Source organism: Catellatospora chokoriensis (assembly GCF_011297315.1).
GTDB classification, from domain to species: Bacteria; Actinomycetota; Actinomycetes; order Mycobacteriales; family Micromonosporaceae; genus Catellatospora; species Catellatospora citrea.
On the sequence record NZ_JAAOTI010000015.1, the window covers coordinates 52,415 to 78,821 of the forward strand.

27 protein-coding genes are annotated in these 26,407 nt (G+C 72.6%); 15 read left to right on the forward strand and 12 right to left on the reverse strand.

Going from position 1 to position 26,407, the window contains the following annotated elements; all coding sequences use genetic code 11:
• Positions 1-187: 187 nt before the first annotated feature.
• Both HAV39_RS22705 and HAV39_RS22710 read left to right on the forward strand, forming a co-directional pair.
• Positions 188-1,339, forward strand: coding sequence for a hypothetical protein (locus HAV39_RS22705; RefSeq protein ID WP_191841180.1), 1,152 nt, complete (start codon positions 188-190; stop codon positions 1,337-1,339).
• Positions 1,340-1,480: 141 nt separating this feature from the next.
• Positions 1,481-2,380: a hypothetical protein gene (locus tag HAV39_RS22710; RefSeq protein WP_147432783.1), complete on the forward strand. Its 900-nt coding sequence runs from the start codon at positions 1,481-1,483 to the stop codon at positions 2,378-2,380.
• Between the two features lie 94 nt (positions 2,381-2,474).
• Here the strand turns inward: HAV39_RS22710 and HAV39_RS22715 are convergent, their stop codons facing one another.
• The 3 genes from HAV39_RS22715 to HAV39_RS22725 all read right to left on the reverse strand — a co-directional run bounded on the left by HAV39_RS22715 (position 2,475) and on the right by HAV39_RS22725 (position 5,345).
• Positions 2,475-3,401 carry a phytanoyl-CoA dioxygenase family protein gene (locus HAV39_RS22715; protein WP_120316503.1) on the reverse strand — a complete coding sequence of 309 codons (927 nt, stop codon included), beginning with the start codon at positions 3,399-3,401 and terminating at the stop codon, positions 2,475-2,477.
• Positions 3,402-3,574: 173 nt separating this feature from the next.
• Positions 3,575-4,474 carry a hypothetical protein gene (locus tag HAV39_RS22720; protein ID WP_239120292.1) on the reverse strand — a complete coding sequence of 300 codons (900 nt, stop codon included), beginning with the start codon at positions 4,472-4,474 and terminating at the stop codon, positions 3,575-3,577.
• Between the two features lie 52 nt (positions 4,475-4,526).
• The gene (locus HAV39_RS22725) at positions 4,527-5,345 is read right to left on the reverse strand and encodes an enoyl-CoA hydratase-related protein (protein ID WP_191841181.1); all 819 of its coding nucleotides are present in this window, start codon (positions 5,343-5,345) and stop codon (positions 4,527-4,529) included.
• Positions 5,346-5,362: 17 nt separating this feature from the next.
• Between HAV39_RS22725 and hemW the strand changes: the two genes are divergently transcribed.
• Entirely contained in the window at positions 5,363-6,577 is a 1,215-nt protein-coding gene (gene hemW / locus HAV39_RS22730; protein ID WP_191841182.1) for a radical SAM family heme chaperone HemW, read from the forward strand.
• 5 nt (positions 6,578-6,582) lie between these two features.
• On the opposite strand, the gene HAV39_RS22735 is transcribed toward hemW, so the two are convergent.
• A complete protein-coding gene (locus HAV39_RS22735; protein WP_191841183.1) occupies positions 6,583-7,083 on the reverse strand; it encodes a DUF4870 domain-containing protein in 501 nt (166 codons plus the stop codon).
• Positions 7,084-7,313: 230 nt separating this feature from the next.
• Here HAV39_RS22735 and hrcA point away from each other — a divergent pair, with 230 nt between their 5' ends.
• The 3 genes from hrcA (at position 7,314) to HAV39_RS22750 (ending at position 10,339) form a co-directional block, all read left to right on the forward strand.
• Positions 7,314-8,336 carry a heat-inducible transcriptional repressor HrcA gene (gene hrcA / locus HAV39_RS22740; protein ID WP_120316498.1) on the forward strand — a complete coding sequence of 341 codons (1,023 nt, stop codon included), beginning with the start codon at positions 7,314-7,316 and terminating at the stop codon, positions 8,334-8,336.
• 42 nt (positions 8,337-8,378) lie between these two features.
• Complete coding sequence (gene dnaJ / locus HAV39_RS22745) at positions 8,379-9,509, forward strand: molecular chaperone DnaJ (RefSeq protein WP_120316497.1); 1,131 nt, start codon at positions 8,379-8,381, stop codon at positions 9,507-9,509.
• Between the two features lie 95 nt (positions 9,510-9,604).
• The gene (locus tag HAV39_RS22750; protein WP_191841184.1) at positions 9,605-10,339 is read left to right on the forward strand and encodes a 16S rRNA (uracil(1498)-N(3))-methyltransferase; all 735 of its coding nucleotides are present in this window, start codon (positions 9,605-9,607) and stop codon (positions 10,337-10,339) included.
• 123 nt (positions 10,340-10,462) lie between these two features.
• Here the strand turns inward: HAV39_RS22750 and HAV39_RS22755 are convergent, their stop codons facing one another.
• Positions 10,463-11,203, reverse strand: coding sequence for an SDR family NAD(P)-dependent oxidoreductase (locus HAV39_RS22755; RefSeq protein WP_244958852.1), 741 nt, complete (start codon positions 11,201-11,203; stop codon positions 10,463-10,465).
• 47 nt (positions 11,204-11,250) lie between these two features.
• Between HAV39_RS22755 and HAV39_RS22760 the strand changes: the two genes are divergently transcribed.
• From HAV39_RS22760 to HAV39_RS22785, 6 genes are all read left to right on the forward strand, one after another.
• The gene (locus tag HAV39_RS22760; protein WP_191841186.1) at positions 11,251-11,604 is read left to right on the forward strand and encodes a histidine triad nucleotide-binding protein; all 354 of its coding nucleotides are present in this window, start codon (positions 11,251-11,253) and stop codon (positions 11,602-11,604) included.
• 10 nt (positions 11,605-11,614) lie between these two features.
• Positions 11,615-12,991, forward strand: a complete 1,377-nt coding sequence (locus HAV39_RS22765; RefSeq protein ID WP_191841187.1) for a serine hydrolase domain-containing protein — start codon at positions 11,615-11,617, stop codon at positions 12,989-12,991.
• Positions 12,992-13,137: 146 nt separating this feature from the next.
• The gene (locus HAV39_RS22770) at positions 13,138-14,181 is read left to right on the forward strand and encodes a PhoH family protein (RefSeq protein WP_120316493.1); all 1,044 of its coding nucleotides are present in this window, start codon (positions 13,138-13,140) and stop codon (positions 14,179-14,181) included.
• Between the two features lie 16 nt (positions 14,182-14,197).
• Positions 14,198-14,749 carry an rRNA maturation RNase YbeY gene (gene ybeY, locus HAV39_RS22775; protein WP_120316492.1) on the forward strand — a complete coding sequence of 184 codons (552 nt, stop codon included), beginning with the start codon at positions 14,198-14,200 and terminating at the stop codon, positions 14,747-14,749.
• Positions 14,750-14,789: 40 nt separating this feature from the next.
• Positions 14,790-16,103: a hemolysin family protein gene (locus HAV39_RS22780; RefSeq protein WP_120316491.1), complete on the forward strand. Its 1,314-nt coding sequence runs from the start codon at positions 14,790-14,792 to the stop codon at positions 16,101-16,103.
• Entirely contained in the window at positions 16,096-16,449 is a 354-nt protein-coding gene (locus HAV39_RS22785) for a cytidine/deoxycytidylate deaminase family protein (protein ID WP_191841188.1), read from the forward strand. The genes HAV39_RS22780 and HAV39_RS22785 overlap by 8 nt, the downstream gene beginning before the upstream one ends.
• Before the next feature lie 84 nt (positions 16,450-16,533).
• Here HAV39_RS22785 and HAV39_RS22790 read toward each other — a convergent pair whose 3' ends face one another.
• From HAV39_RS22790 to HAV39_RS22800, 3 genes are read right to left on the reverse strand one after another with little or no spacing between them, the layout of a single operon-like run.
• Positions 16,534-17,343, reverse strand: a complete 810-nt coding sequence (locus HAV39_RS22790) for a sugar phosphate isomerase/epimerase family protein (protein WP_191841189.1) — start codon at positions 17,341-17,343, stop codon at positions 16,534-16,536.
• Positions 17,340-18,446 (reverse strand): dihydrodipicolinate synthase family protein, encoded by a 1,107-nt coding sequence (locus HAV39_RS22795; protein ID WP_239120290.1) that lies wholly within the window; start codon positions 18,444-18,446, stop codon positions 17,340-17,342. The genes HAV39_RS22790 and HAV39_RS22795 overlap by 4 nt, the downstream gene beginning before the upstream one ends.
• Complete coding sequence (locus tag HAV39_RS22800; RefSeq protein WP_191841190.1) at positions 18,443-19,588, reverse strand: Gfo/Idh/MocA family protein; 1,146 nt, start codon at positions 19,586-19,588, stop codon at positions 18,443-18,445. Before HAV39_RS22800 ends, HAV39_RS22795 begins: the two co-directional genes overlap by 4 nt.
• A 138-nt stretch (positions 19,589-19,726) precedes the next feature.
• Between HAV39_RS22800 and HAV39_RS22805 the strand changes: the two genes are divergently transcribed.
• Together HAV39_RS22805 and HAV39_RS43305 are read left to right on the forward strand one after the other, a co-directional pair.
• On the forward strand, positions 19,727-20,752 hold the full coding sequence (locus HAV39_RS22805; RefSeq protein ID WP_191841191.1) for a LacI family DNA-binding transcriptional regulator: 1,026 nt from the start codon (positions 19,727-19,729) through the stop codon (positions 20,750-20,752).
• Positions 20,753-20,845: 93 nt separating this feature from the next.
• Positions 20,846-22,135 carry a hypothetical protein gene (locus HAV39_RS43305; RefSeq protein ID WP_191841192.1) on the forward strand — a complete coding sequence of 430 codons (1,290 nt, stop codon included), beginning with the start codon at positions 20,846-20,848 and terminating at the stop codon, positions 22,133-22,135.
• Between the two features lie 131 nt (positions 22,136-22,266).
• On the opposite strand, the gene HAV39_RS22815 is transcribed toward HAV39_RS43305, so the two are convergent.
• The 4 genes from HAV39_RS22815 to HAV39_RS22830 all read right to left on the reverse strand — a co-directional run bounded on the left by HAV39_RS22815 (position 22,267) and on the right by HAV39_RS22830 (position 25,078).
• On the reverse strand, positions 22,267-23,556 hold the full coding sequence (locus HAV39_RS22815) for an SMP-30/gluconolactonase/LRE family protein (protein ID WP_191841193.1): 1,290 nt from the start codon (positions 23,554-23,556) through the stop codon (positions 22,267-22,269).
• 69 nt (positions 23,557-23,625) lie between these two features.
• Positions 23,626-24,012 (reverse strand): hypothetical protein, encoded by a 387-nt coding sequence (locus HAV39_RS22820; RefSeq protein WP_191841194.1) that lies wholly within the window; start codon positions 24,010-24,012, stop codon positions 23,626-23,628.
• Entirely contained in the window at positions 24,009-24,197 is a 189-nt protein-coding gene (locus HAV39_RS22825; protein ID WP_191841195.1) for a hypothetical protein, read from the reverse strand. The genes HAV39_RS22820 and HAV39_RS22825 overlap by 4 nt, the downstream gene beginning before the upstream one ends.
• A gap of 47 nt (positions 24,198-24,244) precedes the next feature.
• A complete protein-coding gene (locus tag HAV39_RS22830) occupies positions 24,245-25,078 on the reverse strand; it encodes a phosphoribosylaminoimidazolesuccinocarboxamide synthase (protein ID WP_191841196.1) in 834 nt (277 codons plus the stop codon).
• 111 nt (positions 25,079-25,189) lie between these two features.
• Here HAV39_RS22830 and HAV39_RS22835 point away from each other — a divergent pair, with 111 nt between their 5' ends.
• Positions 25,190-26,401, forward strand: a complete 1,212-nt coding sequence (locus tag HAV39_RS22835) for a helix-turn-helix domain-containing protein (RefSeq protein ID WP_191841197.1) — start codon at positions 25,190-25,192, stop codon at positions 26,399-26,401.
• The last annotated feature ends 6 nt before the right edge of the window (positions 26,402-26,407 follow it).

The window sequence follows — 26,407 nt, forward strand, 5'->3', positions numbered from 1 at the left end:
GCCGGTCGCCCGTGTGGGTTATGGCCGTCCGATCGATGGGGTCGGCCGATCGGCCAAGATCTGCCGACAAAAGGGCTGGAGCCGTAGTAACTGGGCAATCTACCCATCGTTACCCCAAGTGCAGTGTTTTGCCGCTTTCGCCCGATATGAGGGCAAAGCAGGTTCCAAAGTCGCACAAGGAGTGACGATGCAGATGAAGAAGGCCGGAGCCGTCGCCACGGGCGCTCTCGCTACAGTGGCGATCATGGGGGCTCCTGCCGCTGCGGCGCCCAGCACGGACGCCTCTGCGCTGACCCAGGCCAGCACCTCCACCGAGGGCAAGACCAGCTCGATGCGCCAGGTCGGGGCCAACCAGCTGAAGCTCGCCCGCGGCGGCGGCTTCGACAACAACGGCTGGGACGCGCCGTGGGACATCGACTCGGCGTCGGTCGTCGCACTGCTCAACGGTACGGTCGTCAACGTGGCCGCCCTCCAGCAGTGTGGCTCCACCAGCGGCAACGTGGTGGGCATCTCGGTGCCGATCACCTCGCCGAACACCGTGGTCTCGGGCTTCGGTCACGACGACGGCTACGGCCACAAGAACGACATCGCGTGTGCCAACGCCAACGTCAAGATCAAGCAGACCGACAAGCGCGCGGCGATCCTCGGCGTCGGCAACGACACCGCGGTCAACATCGCGTCGATCCAGTCCTGCGGCTCGACCGACGGCCAGGTCGTGGGCATCACGGTGCCGATCACCTCGCCGAACACGGTCATCGGTGACTGCCAGAACAGCAACATCGAGATCAACGGCGCCGACGAGTGGGACGACAACGACCACTGGCAGGAGTCGGGCCGGGTCGAGGCCATGCCGATGGGCCAGTCGGTCGCCATGGACATGGCTCGCCAGGCTCTGGTCAAGAAGGTCAGCGCGCTGAAGAACCGCAGCGCGTGGGCCAAGCGGGGAGCCAACGCCCGCGTTGCCCCGCAGGCGCGCGGCGGCGGCTGGGACGCGCCGTGGGACCAGGACTCCGTGAGCCTGATCTCCGCGCTGAACGGCACCGCCGTGCAGCTGATCACGACCCAGGCCTGTGGCTCGACCTCGCCCGACGTGCTCAGCCTGGCGATCCCGATCACCTCGCCGAACACCGTCATCGGTGACTGCAAGAACGCCAACGTGAAGATCAGCAAGGACGACCCCAAGGGTGTCATCTCCGCCCTGGACAACACCTCGCTGAACGTGCTCCCGCTGCAGTCCTGCGGCTCCACGAGCGCGAACATCCTCGCCGCGGCGGTTCCGATCACCTCGCCGAACACGGTCATCGGCAGCTGCTACAACGCCAACACGGTCATCGACTAGTCGCTGAACCGGCACGGCAGACGGGGCGGGTCGCGCCAGCGCGACTCGCCCCTTCGAATGCTCGCCAACGACAACTCATGCCGCGCTGCCGTCGCCCTGCGACTCGGGTGCCGGCGGCCAGAAATCCTACAAGGAGTGACGATGCAGATAGGAAAGGCCGGGGTTGTCGCGGCCGGAGCGCTCGCTACGGTGGCGGTGATGGGTTCCGCGGCGACCGCCGCGCCCGCGGCCGGACCGGCGCATGCGGATCCCGTCAGGACCGCCGCGACCACCTTGAAGCAGGCGGCGGTGCAGCAGGCCGCTGGGCAGGCACTCGCTGCCGTGCAGAACGTCGCCCGCGGGCCCCAGCGGGAAGTGCGCCAGCCGCTGATCTCCATCGCGAACGGCAGCGCGCTGACCACCGGGGCATGGCAGGCGTGTGGTTCCGCGTCGGCTCAGGTCGTGTCGGCCGCGGTCGCGCTCCGCTCCCCGAACACCGTGCTGGGTGACTGTGCCAACGGCAACGTCCTGATCCGGCAGAACCAGGTGCAGGGGGTCATCTCGATCCTGGACGACACGTCGGTGAACGCGCTGCCGATCCAGGTCTGCGGCTCGAACGCGGCCATCGCCGGCGTCACGGCCGCGGTCAGCTCGCCCGCCACCGTGGTGGGCGACTGCTTCAACGCCAACACGTACATCGTCGAGCCCAAGGAGGGCGCGCAGAAGGGCCCGCAAAGCCTGGTGTCCCTGCTCAGCGGCTCGGTCGTCAACGCCGCGGCGGTCCAGGTCTGCGGTTCCACCGCCTCGATCGTCGGGGTGGCGGCGGCCGTCCAGTCGCCCACCACCGTGCTGGGTGACTGCTACAACAGCAACAGCACCATCCAGAAGCGCAAGAACCCGGCGGTGCTCCCGCTGTTCAGCAACCAGGTCCTGGACATCCTGCCGCTGCAGACATGCGCGTCGTCCGGCCTGCTCGGCCAGCTCGGTCCGGCGCTGCCGATCGGCAGCTCGGCGTTCGTCGGCGGCCAGTGCGTCTCCGGCGGGCAGAAGATCCTGGACTGATCGCCCGTACCAGACAGACAGGCCGGGCCGCGAGATGCGGCCCGGCCTGTCTGCTTCGTTCAGTCGCCCGTCGGGGCGGCTGCTCCGTCGGTGCTCAGCGCAGCCAGGGAACGTTGCGGTCCAGCAGACCGCGCTCCTTGAGCTCGGCGCGCAGCGGGATCGTGTCGTCGATCCAGCCGCCCTCGCCGACGCCCCACATGTTCTGCACCTTCAGGTTGCCGAACGCCTCGCCGATCAGCTGACGCTGCACGGGGGTCAGGCCGGCGTACCACGCGGACTCGCGGTCGATCGGCATGTCGTCGACCGGGCGGATCCAGCGGTAGGTGTAGCTCATGAAGAGCATCTTGCGCGTCACGTCCGAGCGGTTGCGCGAGCGCGAGTGCCACAGGCGGCGGTCGAAGATGAACGCGTCACCCGGCTTGGCCAGCCACGGCACGGCGCCCTCGGGGCCCTTGGCGATCTCCGCCGGGTCCGTCGGCCGGTACATGTGGTTGTTCAGGTGCGAACCCGGGATGCACAGGGTCTGCCCCCGGCCCGGCTCCGAGATGTCGCTGAGCACGATGGCGACCTTGATCGACAGCATCGGCCGCGGGACGTCGCCGTAGTACGGCGCGTAGTACTCCGCGTCGGAGTTCTGCCGCCAGCCGTCCTGGTGCCACTCCCAGCGAGGGGTCTCGTCCTCCTCGTACGGCGGGTTGACGTCGAGGTGGTTGTGCTGGGAGTAGATGTTCCAGCCGGCCAGACCCCAGACCCAGCGGAAGGTCGGGGAGTAGTCGAGCATCCGGGCGAAGGCCGGGCTGTGGCTGACCGCGCCGAGCAGGTGCAGCGAACCGGTCTTGTCGATGTGGCCGGTGTTCTTGTTCTCGGCGTACAGGCGGTCGGCCTCGGCCTGGAGCTCGGCCACGATCTCGGGGCTGACGACACCGGGGAGGTGCTTGTACCCGTTCTCGTGGAATTCCTTGCGCTCGGCGTCGGTGAGCGGCGCGTAGTCCGTCGCCGGCTCCTGAGAGGTGATGGTCATGTCCTCCCCTTGCGTCCTTCCAGACTTGGGCACAGTCGAAGGCAGGATCGGGGCGCGCGACTTGGGGGGTGGCGTGCCGGGATGAGCAACCTTCGCGAACGAGTGCCGATACTAACTCGCGTTCCCGAGTGACGTCGTCGCGCGGGGACCGATAAAGCGGCTTGCCACCAGGGTCACCCGCCCGCGACGGCCTGGGCCACCACCTGTTCGGCCACTTTCTCGGCGCTCGACCACACGCTGTCACCGGCGGACCACTGCTGGTCGGCGTAGGTCACCCGGGTGACCCCGGTGAGCGGGGCGTGGGCCACCAGCCAGTGCGCGAACTGCCAGCCCGCCTTGCTGTTCGCGGCCGGCACGCGCAGCGCCGTGCCCTCGATGGTCACGCCCTTGGCCTTCGCGCCGAAGTCGGCCTTGATCAGGTCGGCGAGCGCCGTCGACGTCGCGGCGGCGTCCACCCCGTCCGAACCGTAGGTGTCGCAGGTCACACCGCCGGCCTGCTGGCCGGTCAGCACCTTGGCCAGCACGGTGGCGTCGTCGGCCCACTTCTCGTACGCCTCGGGATAGGCCGAGCGCTGCACCCGCTGGGCGGCCTCGGTGACGCGCATCTTCTGCCAGCCCTTGACCTTGGTCAGGCTGGTGTAGAAGCGCCGGGCCGCGTGCCGCGGGTCCATGATCTGCGTGGCGGTGCCCCAGCCCTGGCTGGGCCGCTGCTGGAACAGGCCGAGCGAGTCGTGGTCGTTGCCCTCGCCGAGGTGCTCCAGGTTGCGCAGCTTCGACTCCTGCAGGGCGGTGGCCAGCGCGACCACCACCGCGCGATCGGGCACGTTGCGGGCGATGCCGACGGCGGCGATGGTCGCCGCGTTGGCCATCTGCTCGGGGTCCAGCCGCACCTCGCCGTCGGCGCGGGCCACGCACTTGGGCGCGCCCAGCCGGGGCAGCTCCAGCTTGCCGTCGAACTGCTGCCGGGCGAGGTAGCCGCCGACGCCGAACACCACGACGAGGATCACCAGGACGGTCAGCACCTGCCGGCCCTTCACGGCGGCCTCCTCGACGTCGATGCGGTCGGCGGGCACCTCCCGGTTCTCCCGGGAAAGTGCCCCCCGCCGCAGGCTCGTTCAGGCCACCCTACGGTGTGCCCGCCGCCGTGGCACCGTGCTCGTCGGACCGCGGAACCCATGCGGCATCCCGTTTCTCCCGGAATGCGGCGACTCCTTCCCGGCCTTCCGCGGAGCCGAAGAAGCGCAGCGAGATTTCCGACAGGTAGGCCAGCTCGGCGTCGAGTTCCGGCTCCGGGCGGCGGCGCAGCAGCTCCTTCGTGGTCGCCAGCGACGCGGGGGCGCCCCGGACCAGGCTGTCGCACCAGCGCGCCACGACGGCGTCCAGGTCGTCGTCCGGTGCGGTCGCGGTGACCAGGCCGATCGCGGCGGCGCGGGCGCCGTCGAAGACATCGCCGGTCAGGTACAGCTCCGCGGCGGCACGCGGGGCCAGCCGCGGCAGCACCGTCGCCGAGATCAGCGCGGGCACCACGCCCAGCCGCACCTCGGTGAACGCGAACGTCGCCTGGGCCGCGCACACGGCCAGGTCGGCCGCGGCGATCAGGCCCAGTCCGCCCGCCCGCGCCGGTCCGCGCACCGCGGCCACCACCGGCTTCGCCGACCTCGCCACCGCGCCCAGCACGTCGCCGAGCAGCGCGGCCGGCATCTGCCCCGACTTCGCCGCGGCGGCGGTCTCGGCCAGGTCGGCCCCGGAGCAGAAGACCGGCCCGGTGTGGTCGAGCACGATCACCCGGACCCGCTCGTCGGCGTTCGCCTCGGCGAGCGCCGCCAGCAGCTCGGTCATCAGCCGCTGCGACAGCGCGTTGCGGTTGTGCGGGCTGTCGAGGGTGATCGTGGTTACGCCGCGGGCGTGGGTGACCCGGACGAGGTGGGAGTCAGGTGAGGACATGAGGGCAGACTAGAGCCGTGGCCCAGCTTCCCGACGGTGAACCCGTCCCCGACGACGGCACTCTTCCCGACTCCGCGCTGGCCGACGTCGGCGGACGCGGCTTCGGCGTGTACCTGCACGTGCCCTTCTGCGCCAGCCGCTGCGGCTACTGCGACTTCAACACCTACACCGCCTCGGAGCTGGGCGGCGCGGACACCGAGGGTTACGTCGAGGCGGTGCTGGCCGAGCTGGCGCTGGCCGCGAAGGTGCTGCCCGCCCCGCCGCGGGTGGACACCGTCTTCGTCGGCGGCGGCACGCCGACCCTGCTCAAGCCGGCCCAGCTCGGGCGGATGCTGGAGGCGGTCGACCGCACCTGGGGCCTGGCCGCCGGGGCGGAGGTCACCACCGAGGCCAACCCCGAATCCGTCGACCCCGCCTCGCTGCGGGAACTGCGCCGGGCCGGGTTCACCCGGATCTCGCTGGGCATGCAGTCGGCGGCGCCCGGGGTGCTGCGCATCCTGGACCGCAAGCACACCGCGGGACGCGCCCCGGCCGCCGCGGTCGAGGCACGAGAGGCCGGGTTCGAGCACGTCAACCTGGACCTGATCTACGGCACGCCGGGGGAGACCGAGGACGACTTCGCCGCCTCGCTGGCCGCGGTGGTGGGGGCGGGGGTGGACCACGTCAGCGCGTACGCCCTGATCGTGGAGGACGGCACCCGCCTGTCGGCCCGGATCCGGCGCGGGGAGCTGGCGTCCCCGGACGACGACGTGGCCGCCGACCGCTACCTGGCGGCCGAGGCGGCGCTGTCCGCCGCCGGGCTGGACTGGTACGAGGTCTCCAACTGGGCCGCCGACGAGGCCGCGCGGTGCGCGCACAACCTGCTCTACTGGCAGGGCGGCGACTGGTGGGGCCTGGGGCCCGGGGCGCACAGCCACGTCGGCGGGGTGCGCTGGTGGAACGTCAAGCACCCGGCGCGGTACGCCGCCCGGCTGGCCGAGGGCCTGTCCCCGGGTCTGGGCCGGGAGATCCTCACCGCCGAGCAGCGGCACACCGAGGACGTGCTGCTCCGGCTGCGCCTGGTCGAGGGCCTGCCGCTGGAGGTGCTGGACGAGGCCGGGCGTGCCGCGGCGGGGCAGGCGCTGGCCGACGGGCTGCTGGAGCCCTCCGCGTACGCAGACGGCCGCGCGGCGCTGACGCTGCGCGGCCGTCTCCTCGCGGACGCGGTGGTCCACTCCCTGCTGGCCTGGTGAACTGCTTACTTGACCAGCTTCAGGAACGACATCGGGTACGTGTACAGCTGGCCCTCGTTGGCCTTGATGCCGGCCAGCACGCCGAAGACCACGCCGACCACGGTCGCGGCGAGCGCGATGAAGATCGGGATGATCAGGCAGCTGAGGATCCAGCAGACGATCGACACGATCGAGATGCCGATCTGGAAGTTCAGCGCCTCGACCGCGTGTGCGCGGGCCGCGGGCGACTTCGGGCCCTGCACCAGCAGCGCGATCAGCGGGGCGACCCAGCCGCCGCCACCGGCGCCGAGCAGCGCGCCGGCCGCACCGCCGAAGTGGGCGACCAGTGCCCAGGTCTTGTCGTCGTTGTTGGCGAAACCGGCCGGCGCGACGTTGCCGACGACCGGCGGCGGGCCGTAGCCACCGGGGGCGGACGGCGGGGGAGAAGCGGGGGCCGACGGCGGCTCGTAGGAGGGGGCCGAAGGAACCGGCGGCTCGGAAGAGCCGGGCGGGGTGGGTTCACTCATGCCCGCCAGGCTAGGTGTGTGGATCAATCGGCGCCAGTCAACACCCGTGACCGATAGGCGACACTCTGCGAACCGAATGGACGAGTTTACCGGGCGTCCACTTTGCCGATGGGTGCGAACGGTGTCGGATGCCGTGCGGGTGTCGACCCCGTCACCACGCCTATGCCGTCCGGGTGACGGCCCACGTAGACTGGCACTCACTCACGACGAGTGCCAGCCGGGAGGTGCGTATGGGTCTGGATGACCGCAAGCTCGAAGTGCTGCGTGCCATCGTCGAGGACTACGTCGCGACGCAGGAGCCCGTCGGGAGCAAGGCACTGGTCGAACGGCACGCCCTCGGTGTGTCCCCGGCGACAGTGCGCAACGACATGGCCGTCCTCGAGGAGGAGGGCTACATCCGCCAGCCGCACACCTCGGCCGGCCGGGTGCCGACCGACCGCGGCTACCGCCTGTTCGTCGACCGGCTGTCGCGGGTCAAGCCGCTCTCCCCGGCCGAGCGCCGGGCGATCGAGCGCTTCCTGGTCGGCGCGGTCGACCTCGACGACGTCGTGCACCGTGCGGTGCGGCTGCTGGCGCAGCTGACCCGCCAGGTCGCCGTCGTGCAGTACCCGAGCCTGACCCGCTCCTCCGTACGCCATCTGGAGCTGGTCCCGGTCTCCACCACCCGGCTGCTGCTGGTCATGATCACCGACACCGGCCGCGTCGAGCAGCGGGTCGTCGAGCTGCCCGGCCCGGTCGAGGTCGAGGAGATCACCGAGCTGCGCCGCACCCTCAACGCGACCCTGGTCGGCGTGAAGCTGGTGGACACCCCGCCGCTGGTGCAGGGCCTGGTGGAGCGGGCCGAGCCGCAGGCGAAGGCAACCATGAGCACGCTGGTCAGCGTCCTGCTGGAGACCCTCGTCGAGCGGCACGAGGAGCGCCTCGCGCTGGCCGGCACGTCGAACCTGGCCCGGATGGGCCCGCTGGACCTGACCACGGGCGCGCTGCGGCCGATCCTGGAGGCGCTCGAGGAGGAGGTCATCCTGCTCAAGCTCTTCGACGAGGTGAAGTCGGGCGCGGCCAGGGTGCGCATCGGCGACGAGAACGAGGTCGTCGACCTGCGGGCCACCTCGGTGGTCAGCACGGGCTACGGCCCGGGTGCGACCGTGGTGGGTGGGATGGGCATCGTCGGCCCGACCCGCATGGACTACCCCGGCACCATCGCCACCGTTCGCGCCGTCGCGCGTTACGTCGGCGAGATGCTGGGACATTGATTCCGAATTTCCTGTTGTTGCTGAACGAGGCTTGAGGACAGCGTGGCCAAGGACTACTACGGCATTCTCGGCGTTCCCAAGGACGCCGACGCCGACGACATCAAGCGGGCTTACCGCAAGCTCGCCCGTCAGTACCACCCGGACGTCAATCCGGACCCGGCCGCGGCGGAGAAGTTCAAGGACATCAACAACGCGTACGAGGTGCTGTCCGACGACCAGAAGCGTCGGATGGTCGACCTGGGCGGGGACCCGCTCGCGCCGGGCGGAGGCGGCGCGGGTCCGGGCGGTCCCGGCGGCGGCCCGTTCGTCGGCTTCCAGGACATCATGGACGCGTTCTTCGGCGGCAGCGGCTCGCGCGGCCCGCGCCCGCGCACCCGCCCCGGCGCCGACGCGATCCTGCGGCTGGACCTCGACCTGTTCGAGACCGCGTTCGGCGTCGAGGCGCCGATCACCGTGGACACCGCGGTGCTCTGCACCACCTGCTCGGGAGCCGGCACCGCCGCGGGCACCCACCCGCAGACCTGCGACACCTGCGGCGGCCGCGGCGAGGTGCAGTCGGTGCAGCGCACCTTCCTGGGCCAGGTCGTGTCGTCGCGCCCGTGCAACGCCTGCCAGGGCTTCGGCACCACCATCCCGCACCCGTGCCCGACCTGCGCCGGCGACGGCCGGGTCCGCACCCGCCGCAGCCTGACCGTCAAGATCCCGGCAGGCGTCGAGGACGGCATGCGCATCCGGCTGGCCAACCAGGGCGAGGTCGGCCCCGGCGGCGGCCCCTCCGGCGACCTCTACGTGGAGATCCACGAGCGGGCCCACGACGTGTACGCGCGCAAGGGCGACGACCTGCACTGCAAGGTCACCGTCCCGATGACCGCCGCCGCCCTGGGCACCCGCCTCACCATCAAGACCCTGGACTCCGAGGAGCAGGTGGAGGTCAAGCCGGGCACCCAGCCCAACTCCACCCTGCGCATCCGCGCCAAGGGCGTCCCGCACCTGCGCGGCACCGGCCGTGGCGACCTCTTCGTGCACCTCGACGTCCGCACCCCCACCCGCCTGGACGGCGAGCAGGAGCGCATGCTCCGCGAGTTCGCCCGCCTCCGCGGCGAGGAGGTCGCCGAACTCTCCAAGCAGGGCGGCTTCTTCTCCCGAGTCCGCGACGCCTTCAACGGCCACTGACGGCCCGCCCCTGCCGCGTTGATCATGAACTTATGGACGTGTTCGACGGCGTGTCACTCCCATAAGTTCATGATCAACGTTGGAGGGTGTGGCACGTGAGCGCGCCGCTGTTTCTGGTCGACGAACTGCCGGGTGAGGGCCTCTACACGCTCGGCGGGGCGGAGGGCCACCACGCCGCGACCGTGCAGCGGCTGCGGGTGGGCGAGGCGCTGCTGCTCGCCGACGGGCGGGGTGGCGTGGCGTCCGCGGTGGTCCGGGCCGTCGGCAAGGGCGCGCTCGACGTCACCGTCATCGATCGGCGGTACGTCGACGCGCCCGACCCGCGCCTGGTCGTCGCCCAGGGCATCGCCAAGGGCGACCGGGGTGAGCTGGCCGTGCAGGCGATGACCGAGGTCGGCGTGGACGAGATCCTGCCCTGGGCCGCGTCCCGCAGCGTCGCCCAGTGGCGCGGCGACAGGGGCGCGAAGTCCCGCGAGAAGTGGGCGGCGGTGGCCCGTGAGGCCGCCAAGCAGGCCCGCCGCACCTGGCTGCCGGTGGTCGGCGGCGACCCCGACCTGTCCACGAAGCAGCTGACCCAGCGCCTTTCTGCCGCCTCAGCCGCGTTCGTGCTGCACGAGGAGGCAACCGAGCGGCTCGCCCAGGTCCAACTGCCGACCGCAGGGGAGATCGTGCTGGTCGTGGGGCCCGAGGGCGGAATCGACGACGCCGAGCTGAAGGCGTTCACGGCGGCCGGTGCGGTCGCGGTGCGCCTGGGCGACAACGTGCTGCGCACCTCGACGGCCGGCGTCGCGGCCCTCAGCGTCCTCGCCGCCCGCCTCCACCGCTGGTGACCCGGCCCGCCTGACCGGTGCCGCCTTGATCGTCCGACTTGCCAGGCAAGTGGGCGAAAGCGCGCTCAAGATGCGCACATCTGCCCGGCAAGTCGAGCGATCAAGGCCGGGCAGGGCGGTGGGTCAGCGGAGGTGGGAGGCGCCGTTGAGGTCGAGGACGGCGCCGGAGGCCCATTCGGCGGCGGGGTCGGCGAGCCAGAGCACGGCGGCGGCGATCTCCTCGGGGCGGGCGACGCGGCCGAAGGGGCTCTGCGTGGCCTGCTCGGCCCCGCGGGGGACCTTGTAGGCGGCGTTGGTCTCGTCCTCCTGGACGTATCCGGGCGCGACCGTGGCGACGCCGATGCGGTACGGGGCCAGCGCGACGGCGAGGGACTGGCCCATGGCGTGCAGGCCGGCCTTGGCGGCGCCGTATGCGGGCTGGCCCGGCTCGCCGCGGTAGGCCCCGCGGGAGCCGACGTTGATGACGCGAGCGGGTGGGGAGCCCGGTGGGCGGCCCAGCATGTGCCGGACGGCGCAGTAGGTGACGTTCGCGGGGCCGGTCAGGTTCACCGCGAGCGTGCGTGCCCACAGCTCCTGCCACTCGGCGTAGGAGACCCCGGTGATCGGGTGCGGGTAGGCCTGCCCGGCGTTGTTGACCAGCACGTCGAGCCCGCCCAGCGCCTCGGCGGCGGCGTCGACCATGGCGGCCACGGCAGCCGGGTCGGCCAGGTCTGCCCGTACGACGACATGCCCTTCGCCGGGCAGCGCGGCCCGCAGCGACGCGGCGAGGTCGGCGGAGTCGCGGTGGTGGATCGCGACCCGGTCGCCGTGGGCGGCGAACGCGGCCGCCACGGCCCGGCCGACGCCGCGCGACGCTCCGGTCACCAGCACCGCACGTGGCTTTGACCTGAGGTGAGCCTACGATCTGTCTCGTGACCGTTGCCGACTGCCTGTTCTGCCGCATCGTGGCGGGGGAGATCCCCGCGACGGTGGTCGCCGAGACCGAGCGCACCCTCGCGTTCCGCGACATCGCCCCGAAGGCCCCCACCCACGTGCTGGTGATCCCCAAGGAGCACTACGCGGACGTCGCGTCGCTGGCCTCGGACAATCCGGCCCTGGCCGGCGAGGTGCTGGGCACCGTCGCCGACGTGGCCACCGCCGAGGGCGTGGTCGGCGACGGCTTCCGGGTGATCTTCAATACCGGCGCGTCGGTGGGGCAGAGCGTGTTCCACGCGCACGCGCACGTGCTCGGCGGTGTCGACATGGACGGCGACCTCACCGGGTAGTCTCGCCGCCGTGGCAGACCTGAACCGCACTCTCGAACGCCTGGTCCGCGCCGTACAGGCCGAGGCCCGGGTGCCCGCCCTCAGCGTGGCGCTGCGCCGCGACGACCGTCCGTTGTGGACCTTCCAGGTGGGCGGGTCCGGCAACCCCGGCGCGCCGCTGGACGCCGACACCCCGTTCCGGATCGGGTCGCTCACGAAGACCTTCACCGCGGTGCTGGTGCTCCAGGCCCGCGACGCGGGCCTGCTCGACCTCGACGACCCGATCGGCGCGCACCTGGACGTGCCCGCGCACGGCGGGCTGACGATCCGGCGGCTGCTGTCGCACACCGCGGGCCTGCAGCGCGAGCCGGTCGGTGACGTGTGGGACACGCTGACCCCGCCGGACCTGCCGGGCCTGCTCGACGACCTGGCCCGCACCGAGGCGATCCATCCGCCGGCGCGCCGCTTCCACTACTCGAACCTGGGCTTCGCGCTGCTGGGCCACCTGGCCGCGCGCCGGCTCGGCGGCGACTGGTGGGACCTGGTCGCCGACCGGATCTGCGGGCCGCTGGGGCTGTCCGCCACCACGTACGGCGCACCGGCGCACGCCGCGACCGGCTACCTCGTCGACGAGTACTCCGACCACGCCCGGCCGGAGCCGCCGACCGACTTCGGCGCGGTCTCCCCGGCCGCGCAGCTCTGGAGCACCGCCGCCGACCAGGCCCGCTGGGCGGCGTTCCTGACCGACCCGGCGTCGGTGGACCCGGCCGGCGCGGTGCTGGCCGCGGACACGCTCGCCGAGGCGCGCTGGCCGCTGACGCCGCGCAACGAGGCGCTGTGGGGCTCGGGCGTCGGGCTGGGCCTGATGCTGTGGCCGCGCGAGGGCCGCGTGCTGCACGTCGGCCACAACGGCGCGATGCCCGGCTTCCTGGCCGCCGCGTGCGGCCGGCACGGCGGCGCCGGCAACCCGGGGGGTATGGCCGCGGCCGTGCTGGCCTCCTCGGGCACCGCCTCGGCGATCATCGACCTGCCGCACCGGCTGATCGACGAGGCGCTGGCCGCCGACCCGGTGGACCTCGCGCCGTGGACCCCGGGCGAGCCCGCCCCCGAGCACCTGCGCAGCGTGCTGGGCCGCTGGTGGGGCGAGGGCTACGAGTACGTGTTCCGCTGGTCCGGCGGGGTGCTCACCGGCCGCGGCGCGGACGACCCGGTCGACGCGCCCCCGGCGGTCTTCGCGGCGCTGCCCGGCGAGCCGGACGTGCTGCGCACCGTCTCGGGCCGGGAGGTGGGCGAGCGGCTGCGGCTGACCCGCGACGCCGCCGGTCAGGTGGTCCGCATGCACTGGGCGACCTACCGCTTCACCCGCCGCCAGGAGACCTTCGACGGGGTATGGGTCAGCCGTCCCTGAGGAATGCCCCGCATGCCGAAACCACCACGCCGTCATAACCACTGGCGGCGATGGTGGGATCGGTGACTACGATAGGACCAGCGGGCGGCGACCTGAGCCGGTCCGGTGAGCACAGAGAGCGGGTGCGGAAGGCCGTCGGCCACCTTATGAGCGTTGGTTCCTCTCCGAACGCGGTGCAGACGAAGATCACCGTGTCTGACCCGAGTGTCATGGTCCAGTTGCTGGGCACCGGCGACCGCGTGCTCAAGCTCATCGAGAAGGCCCTGTCCAGCGACATCCTGGTCCGGGGCAACGAGATCACCATCACCGGCCCGGCGGCCGAGAACGCGCTTGCCGAGCGCGTCTTCGGCGAGCTGCTGGAACTTATCGAGAAGGGCGAGACGCTGACCGAGGACGCCGTCCGACGCACCGTCGGCATGCTGACCGATGAGGGCACCACCGAGCGGCCCGCCGAGGTGCTCACTCTCAACATCCTCTCCCGCCGCGGGCGCACCATCCGCCCCAAGACCCTCGGCCAGAAGAAGTACGTGGACGCGATCGACGCGAACACGATCGTCTTCGGCATCGGGCCCGCCGGCACCGGCAAGACCTACCTGGCCATGGCCAAGGCGGTCCAGGCGCTGCAGGCCAAGGAGGTCACCCGGATCGTGCTGACCCGGCCCGCGGTCGAGGCGGGCGAGCGGCTGGGCTTCCTGCCCGGCACGCTCAACGAGAAGATCGACCCGTACCTGCGCCCGCTCTACGACGCGCTGCACGACATGATGGACCCCGAGTCGATCCCGCGCCTGATGACGCAGGGCACGATCGAGGTGGCTCCGCTGGCGTACATGCGCGGCCGGACCCTCAACGACGCCTTCATCATCCTGGACGAGGCCCAGAACACCACGCCCGAGCAGATGAAGATGTTCCTGACCCGGCTCGGCTTCAACTCGAAGGTCGTCGTCACCGGTGACGTGACGCAGGTCGACCTGCCGGGTGACCAGCGCAGCGGCCTGCGCGTCGTGCAGGAGATCCTGGACGGCCTGGAGGACGTGCACTTCTCCCGGCTGACCAGTGCCGACGTGGTGCGGCACCGGCTGGTCGGCGAGATCGTCGACGCATACGAAAAGTGGGACGAGAACCAGCAGCGCCAGTCGCTGCCGGCGAACGTTCACCCCGTGCCGCGGCGCGGTGCGGGGCGACGCCGCTGACGACTAGGGATAAAGAGTGTCTATCGAGATCGCCAACGAGTCCGGGTTCGACGTCGACGCCGACAACATCGTCGCCGTCGCCCGGCACGCCCTGGTCCAGATGGGGGTCAACCCGCTCGCCGAGCTGTCGGTGCTGCTGGTCGACTCCGACTACATGGCGGAGCTGAACCACCGCTGGATGGACAAGGACGGCCCCACGGACGTGCTGGCCTTCCCGATGGACGAGGACACGATCGACCACGGCCCGTCGGAGTCCTCCGGCGGGCAGCCGTCGCTGCTCGGCGACATCGTGCTGTGCCCGGAGGTGGCCGCGTCGCAGGCGGCGCGGTACGGCTCCGCGGATCCCCGCATGCGCACCGGTGATAGCGTGCCGGATGCGCCCGCCCCCGGGCTGCACGGTGACTACAGCACCGCGGACGAGCTGAGCATGCTCACCATCCACGGCGTGCTGCATCTGCTCGGCTATGACCACGCCGAGCCGGAGGAGGAGCGGGAGATGTTCGCCCTGCAGGGCAAACTCCTGGACAGCTGGCAGGCTCGGGCGACGGGCGGGGCGAGCGGATCATGAATCCTGCCCATACCGTTCCGGCTGAGGACGGGACAGCACGGTGACCGAGCTGGGCGGACTGCCCGACGCGCCGCTGCTGTGGTCGGCGGCCGGTCTGGTGGTGCTGGCGGGGCTGTTCGCGATGACCGAATCGGCCCTCGCCGTGATCTCTCCCGCCCGCGCGGCGGAGCTGAACCGCGAAGGCCTGCGCGGCGCGGCGGCGCTGCAGGCGGTGGCGGCCGACGCGGTGCGCCACATCAACCTGCTCCTGCTGCTGCGGCTGCTGTGCGAGCTGACCGCCACCACGCTGGTGGCCCTGGTCGCCGTGGACACGTTCGGGCCCGGCTGGACGGCCGCGCTGGTCACCGCCGGCGCGATGAGCGTGATCAGCTTCGTGGTGGTGGGGGTGGCCCCGCGCACCATCGGCCGCCAGCATGCGTACGAGGTGGGCCGCTACACCGCCCCCGTGCTGCGCTGGCTCGGCCGGGTGCTCGGCCCGCTGGCCAGCCTGCTGATCATCATCGGTAACGCCGTCACCCCGGGCAAGGGCTTCCGTGAGGGGCCGTTCGCCAGCACCCAGGTGGAGCTGCGCGAGCTGGTCGACCTCGCCGAGCAGCGCGGCGTCGTGGAGCACGGCGAGCGCGAGATGATCCACTCCGTGTTCGCGCTGGGCGACACCATCGCCCGCGAGGTCATGGTGCCCCGCACCGAGATGGTCTGGGTCGAGTCGAGCAAGACCGCCGAGCAGGCGCTCGCGCTGGCCCTGCGCTCGGGCTTCTCCCGGGTGCCGGTCATCGGCGAGTCCGTCGACGACGTGCTCGGCGTGGTCTACCTCAAGGACATGGCCCGCCAGGTGCAGGAGGGCGGCGCCGAGACGCCGGTCGAGCACCTGATGCGGGTGGCGGCGTTCGTGCCGGAGTTCAAGCCCGTCGACGACCTGCTGTCGGAGATGCAGGCGGCCCGCACCCACCTCGCCATCGTCATCGACGAGTACGGCGGCACCGCCGGCCTGATCACCATCGAGGACATCCTCGAGGAGATCGTCGGCGAGATCACCGACGAGTACGACGTCGAGCGGCCCCCGGTCGAGCGGCTGGAGGACGGCGCGGTGCGGGTGACCGGGCGGCTGCCGATCGAGGACCTCGGCGAGCTGTTCGACGTCGAGCTGCCCGCCGACGAGGTCGAGACCGTCGCCGGGCTGCTGGCCCAGGCGCTGGGCCGGGTGCCGATCCCCGGCGCGCGGGTGTCCGTGGGCGGGCTGACCCTGGTCGCCGAGGGCACCACCGGTCGGCGCAACCACATCGACACGGTGCTGGTCAAGCGCGAGGAAACCGCCGAGTCCGCCCCCTCCGAAAGGCACATGGCAGATGTCTGACGTCACCGGTGAGTCCGTCTCGGCGGAGGACCGCAAGCTGCTCACCATGGCCCGCTCGGCCCGCGCCCGGATCGGCGCGATCGAGGGCGCGGCGGTGCGCGACGGCGACGGGCGCACGTACACCGGGGTCAGCATCAACCTGCCGTCGTTCTCGGTGTCGGCGCTGCGGCTCGCGGTGGCCTCCGCGGTCGCCGCGGGCGCGAGCACCCTGGAGGCGGCGCTGGTGGTGACGGAGGCGTCCATGGTCGACGGCCAGGACCTGGCCGCCGTCCGCGACGTGACCACCGGCATCCCGGTCTACCTGGCCACCCCCGACGGCAGCATCGCCGCCACCGGCACGGCCTGATCTCACGCCTGGTCACGGCCCCACAGAGTCAGGAAGGGCACCTTCTGCAACGCACAGCGTTGTGAAGGTGCCCTTCCTTTGCTGTCAGACGGGGCCGAGGTGGGTGAGGTGGCGGTCTACGACGGTTTTGACGGTTTCGGCGGGGTCGGTGTCCCAGACGGCCTGGTTGAAGATCTCGACCTCGACGTGGCCGGTGTAGCCGGCGCGGCGCACCGCGTCGGTGATGGGGGCGAAGTCGATGTGGCCGTCGCCGACGTGGCCGCGGCCGAGCAGCATGTCGGCCGGGAGCGGGACCACCCAGTCGCAGACCTGGTAGGCCGAGATGCGGCCCGCAGCGCGGCTGATCTGGGTGAACAGCTGCGGGTCCCACCACACGTGGTACGTGTCGACGACGACGCCGACCTCGTGCGGGGCGAACGGCTCGGCCAGGTCCAGGGCCTGGCCGAGGGTGGAGACGACCGCGCGGTCGGCGCAGAACATCGGGTGCAGCGGCTCGATCGCCAGGCGTACGCCGTGGCTGCTCGCATACGGCACCAGCTGCTCCAGGGCCCGGGCCACGTGGGCGCGGGCCGCGGGCAGGTCCTTGGAGCCCTCGGCCAGCCCGCCGACGACCAGCACGAGTTCGGACGTGCCGAGGTCGGCCGCTTCCTCGATGGCGCGCCGGTTGTCCGCCAGCGCCGCGGCGGAGCCGGTGGTGACGAAGCCGCCCCGGCACAGGCTGGTGACGGCCAGCTCGTACTGGTCGAGCAGCCGCTTCGCGGCCTTGGCCCCGCCCGCCGCCTCGACGACGTCCCGCCACGGGCCGATGCCGGTGATGCCGTGCTCGGCGCACAGCCGGGCGGCCTGGGCGAGGGTCGCCTTCTTGACGGTGGCGGTGTTCAGCGACAGCCTCATGCCGCGCCGTCCAGGTACCGCGCCAGCCGGTCCGCGGCCAGGTCGGGGTCGTCGAGCACGCCCGCCTCCCCGGCGAGCCGGTGCAGTTCCAGCAGGTGGTCGCGGGAGCGCGAGTGCTCCTGCCCGCCCACCATGACGAAGCGCTCCTGGTGGCCGTTGAGCCAGGCCAGGAACACGATGCCGGTCTTGTAGTGGTAGGTCGGCGTGCCGAAGATGTGCTTGGCCAGCGGCACGGTCGGGTCGAGGACCGCGCGGAACCCGGCGGTGTCACCGGCGTCGAGCAGTTCCAGCGCCTTCGCGGCGGGGACCGCGATGGCGTCGAAGATGCCCAGCAGCGCGTCCGAGTGGCCGACCTCGTCGCCCGCGATCAGCTGCGGGTAGTTGAAGTCGTCGCCGGTGTACAGGCGCACGCCCGCGGGCAGCCGACGGCGGATCGCGACCTCGCGGGCCTCGTCCAGCAGCGACACCTTGATGCCGTCGATCTTGCCGGCGTTGGTGTGGATCAGCTCCAGCGCGCTCTCGGTCGCCGCGTCCAGGTCGGCCGCGCCCCAGTAGCCCGCCAGCGCCGGGTCGAACATGTCGCCCAGCCAGTGCAGGATCACCGGCTGCTCGGCCTGCGCCAGCAGCTTGCCGTAGACGGCGTGGTAGTCGGCCGGGCCCGTGGCGGCCGCGGCCAGCGCCCGGGACGCCATCAGGATCACCTTCGCACCGGCCTGCTGCACCACGTCGAGCTGCTCGGCGTAGGCCGCCTCGATGGCGGCCAGGCTGTGCGCGCCTGGGGCGAGCTGGTCGGTGCCCGCGCCGCAGGCCAGCCGGCCGCCGACGGCCTTGGCCTCGGCGCCGCTGCGGCGGATCAGCTCGGTGGTGGCGGCCCAGTCCAGGCCCATGCCGCGCTGCGCGGTGTCCATCGCGTCGGCGATGCCCAGGCCCAGCGACCACAGGTGGTGCCGGAACCGCATGGTGGCATCCCAGTCGACGACCGCCGGGCGGCCCGCCCCGTTGTCCGCGGTCGGATCGGCGACGACGTGCGCGGCGGCGTAGAACACACGGCTGCGCACGGCAGCCGTGCCCGGCTCGTCGCGCGCGGCGGCCGGCGCGGTCACAGGTCACCCACCAGGATCTTGCGGCCCTCGCGGGCGGACTGCAGGCCCAGCTCGGCCAGCTGCACGCCGCGGGCGCCCGCGTAGAGGTCGTGGCCGTACGGGGCGTCGGCGACCACGTACGCCAGGAACTCCTCCCACTGCCGCTTGAAGCCGTTGTCGTAGGTGTCGTTCTCCGGCAGCTCGCTCCACTGGTCGCGGAAGTCGTGGCTGACCGGCAGGTCCGGGTTCCACACCGGCTTCGGGGTGGTGGCGCGGTGCTGGATGCGGCAGTTGCGCAGGCCGGCCACAGCGCTGCCCTCGGTGCCGTCGACGTGGAAGGTCACCAGCTCGGTGCGGTCGACCCGGGTGGTCCAGGAGCTGTTGACCGAGGCGACGATGCCGCCCTCCAGCTCCAGCACGGCGTACGCGGCGTCGTCGGCGGTGGCCGGGTAGGCGTTGCCCTGCTCGTCCCAGCGCTGCGGGATGTGGGTGGCCATCTGCGCGTAGACCGAGCGCACCGGGGCGATCACGTGGTCGAGCACGTACCGCCAGTGCGGGAACATGTCGAGGATGATGCCACCGCCGTCCTCGGACCGGTAGTTCCAGCTCGGCCGCTGCGCGGTCTGCCAGTCGCCCTCGAACACCCAGTAGCCGAACTCGACCCGCACCGACAGGATGCGGCCGAAGAAGCCCGACTCGACCAGGCGGCGCAGCTTCAGCAGGCCGGGCAGGTAGAGCTTGTCGGCCACCACGCCGTGCTTGACGCCCGCGGCCCGGGCCTCGTCGGCCAGCGCGACGGCGTCGGCCAGCGACTCGGCGGTCGGCTTCTCGGTGTAGACGTGCTTGCCCGCGGCGATGGCCTGGCGCAGCGCGGCGACGCGGGCGGTGGTCACCTGCGCGTCGAAGTAGATCTCGTTGCTGTCGTCGGCCAGGGCCGCGGCCAGGTCGGTGGTGTAGCGGGTGAGTCCGTGCAGCTCCGCGAGCTGCTCCAGCTTCGCCGCGTTGCGGCCGACAAGCACCGGCTCCGGCCACACCACGGTGCCGTCGGCGAGGGTGAGGCCGCCCTGCTCGCGGATGGCGAGAATGGACCGCACCAGGTGCTGGCGGTAACCCATCCGGCCGGTGACACCGTTCATGACGATGCCGACAGTTCTGCGGTCCATGCTCGTACCTCTCGGTCTGGCAGGTCGTGACGCGGGCACGACCTGTCGGGATCGGGGGAGGCCGCGGCTCGCGAGGAGCCGCGGCGAAAGGTGGGGGGTGGAAAGCGCTTTCCGCCTGCGAGGCGGTACCCTACGCCCATGCCTCGAACCTCGTCAACCAGAGCGCCCGGCGGCGCCGTCACGCTGCAGCAGGTCGCCACGGCGGCCGGTGTCTCGCTGGCCACCGCGTCCCGCGTGCTGCACGGCAGCGGCGGGCGCAGGGTGGCCGAGGCGCTGGCCGAGCGGGTCACCGCCGCCGCCGGCGAGCTGCGCTACGTCGCGCACGCCCCGGCGCAGTCGCTGGCCCGCTCCCGCAGCACCGTCGTCGGGGTGCTGGTGCACGACATCGCCGACCCCTACTTCGCCGCCATCGCCGCCGGCGCGATGGACGTGGCCCGCGAGCACGACCTGATGGTGCTGGTGGCCAACACCTTCCGCGATCCGGGGCTGGAGCGCGACTACCTGGCCCGGCTGCGCGCGCAGCGGGCCCGCGCGGTGCTGCTGGCGGGCTCGGCGTTCGTCGGCGAGCCGTTCGCCGAGGAGGTGGCGGCGTTCGCCGAGTCGGGCGGGCGGGTCGCCGCGATCGGCGCGCACGGCACCGGCATCGACACCGTCGAGCCCGACCAGTACGGCGGCGGCCGCCTCATCGCCGAGCACCTGGTGGGCCTGGGCCACCGCGAGATCGGCGTGATCACCGGTCCGGCGGGCCTGGCCACGGTCGCGCAGCGGCTGGCCGGCTTCACCTCCGTGGTGGCCGGACCCCGGCTGGTCCACGCGGACTTCACCCGCGAGGGCGGTCGCGCGGCGACCCACGAGCTGCTGGGTCGCCACCCCGAGCTGACCGCGGTCTTCGCGTTGAACGACCTGATGGCGGCCGGGGCCCTGGCCGCCCTGCGGGAGCTGGGCCGACCCGTGCCGGAGCAGGTCTCGGTGGCGGGCTTCGACGACCTGCCCGTCGCGACCGACCTGACCCCGGCGCTGACCACGGTGCGCCTGCAGCTGGCCGACATCGGGGCGCGGGCGATGCGGCTGCTGCTCGACGACGAGCCCGGCGGCCGGCTCGTGCCCGCCCCGGCGGAGCTGGTGGTACGGGACAGCACCGGGCAGGTCAGCACGCTGCACTGATCTCCTGAATTTCCCAAATAATCTGATTAGTCCGGTTTGAGGCGAAAAACCGCGGGTAGTCCCTGGGCTGCGTCGAGCTCAGTGGAGGTATGCATGCGACGTCTCAACTTCCGGCTCATCCGGCCGGGGAATCGACCACTCGCCGCCTGCGGGATGGCGGTGCTGACCTTCGGGATGGCCCTGGTGTTCGCGGGGACCGACCTCGGCGGCCAGCCCGCGAAAGCGTGGGCGAACGCGCCCGTCGACATCCTGCCGGCGAGCGTGGGCTTCACCGCGGCGGCGTTCGAGAACCACGTCTGCGATCCGGCCTTCGGCGGCGGGCCGCTGTCCGGTCAGGACGTCTGGGTCTTCAAGCTGCCCGGCGACCACGCCAAGACGGGCGACTTCGTCAGCGTCACCGCCACGTTCACCACCCCCGAGGGCACCGAAGCCACCGCGGTCGTCCCCGCCGAGGGCGGCGGTGTCGTGCTGCGGGCGAACACCAGCAAGGCCTGGGCGGCCCTGCCGGAGGGCTGGACCCTCACCGGGGCCAAGGCCGAGATCACCGGCACCGCACCGCTGTTCGTACTGGCCCGCACCTGCCCGGCCGAGGGCACGGTCACGCCGCCGGTCGCGCCGGAACCGGACCCGTCGGACACCGCCGAGCCGGACCCGTCGGCCAGCGCCGGCCCGCACCCGTCGCACTCCGCGGACCCGGACCCGTCGGACACTCCGAACCCGGACCCGTCCGCTTCCGCGGTGCTCCTGCCGTCGGGCGCACCCGAGCCTTCGGTCGCGCCATCGGGTGCACCGGAACCCTCGGTCGCGCCGTCGGTGCTGCCCGAGCCCTCGGTCGCGCCGTCACTGGCACCCGAGCCCTCGGCGCCGCCGTCCGGCCGGGCGAAGCCGGCGCACATCAGCTCGGCGCTGAAGGTGTCCCCCTCGGCGGACCCGTCGGCCGACCCGGTGGAACCGCCGATCGTCGACCCGTCTGCGCCACCGTCGGACCCGATCGTCGACCCGTCCGCGCCGCCGGTGGACCCGATCGTGGATCCGTCGGCTCCGCCGGTGGACCCGATCGTGGACCCGTCGGCTCCGCCGGTGGACCCGTCTGCGCCGCCGTCGGACCCCATCGTGGACCCGTCCGCGCCGCCGGTGGACCCGATCGTGGATCCGTCGGCTCCGCCGGTGGACCCGATTGTCGACCCGTCTGCTCCGCCGTCGGACCCCATTGTGGATCCGTCCGCACCGCCCGTGGAACCGATCGTGGACCCGTCGGCCGCGCCGGAGCCGTCTGGTCCTCCGGTGGCGCCGGGGCACCGGCCGCGCCCGGCCGAGCCCGGCCCGTACGTGGCGACCGCCCTCATCGGTCTCTGGGACGACCTGGTCGAGTGGTTCCGCTGAGGCCCTGCGGGTCTGAAGCCCGAAGCCCGAGGCCGCGGGCGATGAGGCACTGAGGCTCGAGGCCCCGTTTCCGCCGACCCACGCGGCGGAGACGGGGCCTCGTCCGGTGAGGTGGTGCCGGACGGTGCCGCTCAGGAGGGCACGCCGACCGGCGGGTACGGGAACAGGCCGACGCGGGCGTGGTACTCGCGGGCCAGCTCGTCGGTGTCGGAGCCGACCAGCAGGCCCTGCGGGCTGACCACGAAGGCGCGTACGCCCTGGCCGCGGCTGCGGGTGGGGTTCCAGTCCAGGGCGCGGCCGGTGACCGGGTCGAGCGCGGCGATGCCGGGCCGGTCCACCGCGCCGGGGCCCTTCGTCTTCTGCCCGTACGTGTTGTCCTGCCAGAGCTGGTGCCCGCCGACGTAGACGGCCGGACCGGTGGCGGCCACGGCGTACAGGGAGTGGCCGCCGGTGTGGTTGATCCAGGTGGGGTGGTGCTCGCCGGAGCCGGCGGTCTCGAACCGGGCGGCGGCGGTGCAGGGCAGGTCCGGTCCGGAGTCGTGGCCGGTGGTGACGACCACGAAGTAGGAGCCGTCGGGGGAGTGGTCGATGCCGCGCACGTAGCTGTCGAAGCGGGCGTCGCAACGGTCGACGCCGTAGAAGGCGGTGGACCAGTCGCTGACCACGGCCTGCGGGCCGGTGACGTCGAGGCTGACCAGCTGCTGGCGGTCCAGGCCCTGCACCCGCGCGAAGTTTCCGATCACGACGAGCCGGGTGCCGTCGGGGGACAGGCTCATCGCCTCGGCGCGGGGGTAGTTCTCCACCGCATCCGACAGACCCGCGTCGAAGCCCTCGTCGAGGCGGCCGGACAGGGCGTCGACCCGGGCCAGCCCGGCGCGCGGCACGCCGCTGACGGAGCGGTAGTAGCCGCCGACGTAGAGCGTGCCGCCCGACACCGCGAGCGTGCGCACGTCGCCGTCGACCGGGGCGTAGAAGCCGCGGTGCAGCCGGCCGGTGGCCAGGTCGAGGCGGGCCAGCGAGCGGCGGTTCCGGCCGTTGACCTTGGTGAAGTCGCCGCCCACCAGCAGGCTGCCGTCGGGGCCTTCGGCGAGGGCGTAGACCGGCCCGTCCAGCTCCGGCGCGAAGTCGGTGATCTGGCCGTCGGACAGGCGGAACGCCATCAGGTGGCGGCGGGTCACCGCGGCTCGGCGGTGCGCGTCGGTGGTGGCGTTGAAGTTCCCGCCCACCACGACCGTGTCGCCGAGCAGGGCCATGGCCCAGACCTGCCCGTCAGTGACGTGCGGGGTCCAGTCCACCGGGTCCGCCGAGACTACCTGGGGCACCGGTGGCCCCGCGCCCGCGTCGGCTCCGGCCGCCGCGGACGCGGGGCTGCCGAGCAGGACGGACGAGATGACAAGCGACACGCCGAGCAGAGAACGCATGTCTCTATGATCGGTGTGATACGGCGCTTATGTGAAGAAATGCGACAAAATCTGAAATCGCGTTCGGGTTCACACTTCCCGCAGCAGGTCAGCGCCGAGAATCTTGCCCGCCAGCGCGGGTTCGGTGGTCATCAGGGGCACCCGCAGCACCGCCGCGAGCAGGCAGGCGTGGGCCAGGCCGAGGGTGCCCAGGTGGTGAGCCAGGCCGCCGACGGCCTGTGCGTCCCCGGCGCTCAGTGGGACGACCTCGACCTGCGGCAGCGTGCGCAGCACGTCCAGCATCGGCTCGTCGGCGCGGTCGGCGGCCCAGTACGCCTCGCTCAGGCACAGCGCGGGCACCAGCGCGGTGAACCCGCCCGCCTCCAGACCCGCCAGCGCGGCGCTGACGGTCAGGCTGTCCGCGGCCACGTAACGCCGGATCGCGCCGGTGTCGAGGATGCGGCCGGCCGCCCTCACCGGGTCTTCCGCTGCAGCCGGGCCATCATGGCCTCGTAGCCGGCCTCCTGCTCGGCGATCCACTCCGGATCGTTGCGGCGCTGTTCCTCCAGCTCCAGCTGGGCGCGGAACTCGTCGAGCAGCTCCTGCGGGATGTCCGGCAGGCCGAGTCGCCGCCGGGTCTCCAGGTAGGTCTCGCGCGCCATACCGCCAGGCTAGCTCGGTCCTCGCGGGCCGGGCAACGACCGTCGGGTCAGGACCAGGCCAGGCCGGTGAGCCGCTCGTACGCCTCGATGTACCGCGCCCGGGTGGCCGCGATGATGTCCTCGGGCACCTCGGGGGCGGGAGCCGTCTTGTCCCAGCCGGTGCCGACCGCCCAGTCGCGCACGAACTGCTTGTCGAAGCTCGGCTGCACCCGGCCGGGGGCGTACCCGTCGGCGGGCCAGAAGCGGGAGGAGTCGGGGGTGAGCACCTCGTCGCCCAGCACCAGCGTGCCGTCGGCGGCCCAGCCCAGCTCGATCTTCGTGTCGGCCAGGATGATGCCCCGCTCGGCGGCGATGTCCCGGCCCCGGGCGTACACAGCGAGGGTGATGTCGCGCAGCCGGGCCGCGGTGTCCGCGCCGACCTCGTCCTCGACCTCCGGATAGGTCATCGGCTGGTCCTTCTCGCCGACCGGGGCCTTGGTCGACGGCGTGAAGACCGGCTCGTCCAGCCGCGACGCCTCGGTCAGCCCCGCCGGCAGCACGACCCCGGACACGGAACCGCCCGCCAGGTACTCCTTGAGACCGCCGCCGGTCAGGTAGCCGCGCGCCACGCACTCCACCGGCACCATGGTCAGCGAGCGGCAGCGCACCGCGCGCCCGGCGAACTCGGCCGGCACGTCGTCGCCGGAGATGACGTGGTTCGGCACGACGTCCTTGAGCTGCTCGAACCACCACAGCGAGAGCTGGGTGAGCACCCGGCCCTTGTCCGGCACCGGCGTCGGCAGGATCACGTCGTAGACCGAGAGCCGGTCCGACGCCACCAGAATGATGTCCGCGCCGTCGCGGTAGACGTCCCTGACCTTGCCCGAGTGCAGCAGCTCCACGGAGATCACCGTACCGGAGCGGCCGGCCTCCGTGGTGACCGCGGGGCGGGGGTGTGTCAACCGTCCTGACGGCCGTTGCGATTATCGCGACTGCTCATTACGGTGATGGCCATGGATGAAGGCGTGATCGACCGCGTCCGTTCGGTGATCACCCGTGTCTCGTCCAGCCAGGCCGCCTTCAGCGAGCTGGTCGGCATCAGCGCCGACAAACTGTCCAAGTCGCTCAACGCCGTGCGCCGCTTCACCTCGCTGGAGCTGGCGCTCATCGCCGACGCCGGGGACGTCAGCGTGGACTGGCTGCTGACCGGCCGCACCCGGGAACCCGCGCTGCCCGCCGTGGAGCCGAGCGCGGGTGACGAGATCCGCACGCTGGTCGACCGCTACGCCGCGGCATACGAGCGGCTGCGCCTGCTGGGCCGCCGCCCGCCGCTGCCCCGCCTGCCCGCACCGCCCGCTGGGCCGCCGGTGGCCGCGGGTCGCGCGCTGGCGGAACGAGCCCTCGCCACGCTGCGTGCCGGCGGAGTGCCGCGCCTGGGCGCGCTGCTCACCGCCGACCTGGCGGCCGCCGTCGAGCAGGCGTTCGCGGTGGACGTGGCGTTCACCGCGCTGCCCGGCGGCGCGGACGCCCTGGCCTGGCAGTCCGCGCACGGCAGGCTGGTGCTGGCCAACGTCACCAGCCAGTTCACCCGGCAGCGTTTCGCGCTCGCGCACGCCCTGGGCCACGTGCTGGCCGGCGACGCCGAGCAGCCGCTGCTCGACCAGCACCTCGCACCCGGCCGCCAGCGTGCCGGGCTGGAGCAGCGCGCCGACGCCTTCGCCGCCGCGTTCCTGATGCCCGCCGACGAGCTGCAGGCGGCGGCCGCGACGCCGGTCACCGGGCCCATGCCGCCGGGGGCTCCGGGTCCGGTCACCGATCCGGTGCCCGCCGGGCTGCGGCTCTCGGCCCCGGTCACCGACGCGGTGTTCGCCGCGCTGGTCGCGCTGTTCGGCGTCTCGGCCGGGGCGATGGCGGCCCGGCTGCGCGGGCTCGGCCTGCTCGACGCGGCCCGGCAGGCCGAGCTCGGCCTGTGGACGGCGGCCCGCTGCCAGCACGGACCCGTCGGCCGGGCGGCGCTGCTCGCCCGGCTGGGCGCGGCGCAGGCCCCGCGGCTGCCCGCGCGGCTGGTGGGCGAGCTGTTCGGGGCGTACGCGGACGGCGTGACGACCCTGCTCCCGCTGGCCGACCTGCTGCAGACCCCGGTCGACGACCTGTTCGCCGCGCTCGTGGCCGAGCAGTCCGCCGGTCGCCGCGGGTACGCCGATGAGCTTGCCTTCCTGCCCTGACGGTAG

What these genes read in the sequence shown, in the direction of transcription:
- HAV39_RS22705 (WP_191841180.1), top strand. Translation starts at nt 188, where the DNA reads ATGCAGATGAAGAAGGCCGGAGCCGTCGCCACGGGCGCTCTCGCTACA.
- HAV39_RS22710 (WP_147432783.1), top strand. Translation starts at nt 1,481, where the DNA reads ATGCAGATAGGAAAGGCCGGGGTTGTCGCGGCCGGAGCGCTCGCTACG.
- HAV39_RS22715 (WP_120316503.1), bottom strand. Translation starts at nt 3,401, where the DNA reads ATGACCATCACCTCTCAGGAGCCGGCGACGGACTACGCGCCGCTCACC.
- HAV39_RS22725 (WP_191841181.1), bottom strand. Translation starts at nt 5,345, where the DNA reads ATGTCCTCACCTGACTCCCACCTCGTCCGGGTCACCCACGCCCGCGGC.
- HAV39_RS22735 (WP_191841183.1), bottom strand. Translation starts at nt 7,083, where the DNA reads ATGAGTGAACCCACCCCGCCCGGCTCTTCCGAGCCGCCGGTTCCTTCG.
- hrcA (WP_120316498.1), top strand. Translation starts at nt 7,314, where the DNA reads ATGGGTCTGGATGACCGCAAGCTCGAAGTGCTGCGTGCCATCGTCGAG.
- HAV39_RS22770 (WP_120316493.1), top strand. Translation starts at nt 13,138, where the DNA reads ATGAGCGTTGGTTCCTCTCCGAACGCGGTGCAGACGAAGATCACCGTG.
- HAV39_RS22785 (WP_191841188.1), top strand. Translation starts at nt 16,096, where the DNA reads ATGTCTGACGTCACCGGTGAGTCCGTCTCGGCGGAGGACCGCAAGCTG.
- HAV39_RS22790 (WP_191841189.1), bottom strand. Translation starts at nt 17,343, where the DNA reads ATGAGGCTGTCGCTGAACACCGCCACCGTCAAGAAGGCGACCCTCGCC.
- HAV39_RS22800 (WP_191841190.1), bottom strand. Translation starts at nt 19,588, where the DNA reads ATGGACCGCAGAACTGTCGGCATCGTCATGAACGGTGTCACCGGCCGG.
- HAV39_RS22805 (WP_191841191.1), top strand. Translation starts at nt 19,727, where the DNA reads ATGCCTCGAACCTCGTCAACCAGAGCGCCCGGCGGCGCCGTCACGCTG.
- HAV39_RS43305 (WP_191841192.1), top strand. Translation starts at nt 20,846, where the DNA reads ATGCGACGTCTCAACTTCCGGCTCATCCGGCCGGGGAATCGACCACTC.
- HAV39_RS22815 (WP_191841193.1), bottom strand. Translation starts at nt 23,556, where the DNA reads ATGCGTTCTCTGCTCGGCGTGTCGCTTGTCATCTCGTCCGTCCTGCTC.
- HAV39_RS22825 (WP_191841195.1), bottom strand. Translation starts at nt 24,197, where the DNA reads ATGGCGCGCGAGACCTACCTGGAGACCCGGCGGCGACTCGGCCTGCCG.
- HAV39_RS22835 (WP_191841197.1), top strand. Translation starts at nt 25,190, where the DNA reads ATGGATGAAGGCGTGATCGACCGCGTCCGTTCGGTGATCACCCGTGTC.